We start from the raw sequence: 1282 nt of genomic DNA, 5'->3' as shown, positions 1-1282 counted from the left end.
AAGGTGTTATGCAGTGACTTCGTATTGCGTTGCTCACTACTTAGCTTAGCGTTATACGAACGGAGAAGTATGAAGAAAATCTATAAATATATGCCTTTCCGAGAGGAATTTTTTACTAACTATTGCCTTCGTGCTAGTCAACGTGGGGTATTGAATGACCCATTTGAATTGAGTCCAGCACAAGATTTAGTTGATAAAGTTCTCCGTGAGGGGCTTGGTGAAGACTTCTTTGAACAAGCCGAACAATTTGCAACTGATGGTAACCTCAATGAAGTTGGTGTCATTTCATTTACAGAAAACTACAATAACCTGTTGATGTGGTCCCACTATGCTCATGAACATAAAGGTATTGTTGTTGAATTCGACTATGACAAGTTAGATTACTTTTTCAATTACAGGCTCTCCATGAGAGATACGATAGAACGAGTACTCTACAACAGAGAACGGTTTTCACCTTTACAAACAGAAGTGTGCGTTAAAGACCTACTTCTCACCAAAAGTGATGATTGGATATACGAAAAAGAGCATCGTATATTACCTAAACTGAGACTCGCTGATTATATTCGTGTAGATCGTGAACTATTCGAACAACTCCATGAGTTTTACGACAACTTATATGTGAACTTGTTTAATATCGTCGCTGAAGACGAGCATTCGGTCACTTTTGAGGTTGATCTTGTCGAATATGAGCAGTTCAATAATCAAGACTTGGATGGTAGTTCTACGGATGACCTTGAAGAGATGAAGTACTGTCATAGCGATGTGATTTTGAATGAAATCTATGGCTCTTTAGCAGTCTTACCAACATCAGTTTTTTTGTTTCAGTTACCACCTGACTGTATCACTGCTGTTTTTGTGGGTTGCCGAGCGTCTAACGAAGATGCTAAGCGAATTCAGACCCTTATCGGCAGCAAAAATATTTCTATTTTCAAAGCTCAGCTAAGTAAAACTCACTTTACTTTAGGTTTCGAGGAAATGTTCGTATAACAAACAATTTAAGAGGGATTCTCAACGCTTGGCATTTTTGTTTCTACTTCAAGTTTAGTGTTTATGGCACAATGCTTTAGGTTGGGTGGAAGCGTTGTTCACCCCTTAATTGGGCGTTAGTTTGCAAAGGGCAGAAAAGCGTTTGTGGTCTAAAAGCTCTAGCTATTCACCTGTTATTTCCCAAAGACTCTTCATCGAAATAGGCATCTCGCGTAGCCAGTTTTCCGGCTAATTGGCTTTTGTGTCATTCAATTCTTCCGTGTTAGTAAGGTTCATTTCTCAATATTCTTGCACG

1 protein-coding gene is annotated in these 1282 nt (G+C 39.0%); it reads left to right on the top strand.

What is annotated here, in order from left to right:
- Nucleotides 1-987: DUF2971 domain-containing protein (locus tag ACED48_RS20435; protein WP_371692229.1), on the top strand; the 987-nt coding region annotated here is incomplete at its 5' end.
- Between the last annotated feature and the right edge of the window lie 295 nt (nt 988-1282).

Source organism: Vibrio sp. 5S239, from assembly GCF_041439575.1.
GTDB lineage: Bacteria > Pseudomonadota > Gammaproteobacteria > Enterobacterales > Vibrionaceae > Vibrio > Vibrio kanaloae.
This window is presented reverse-complemented; position numbering and strand designations above follow the sequence as displayed.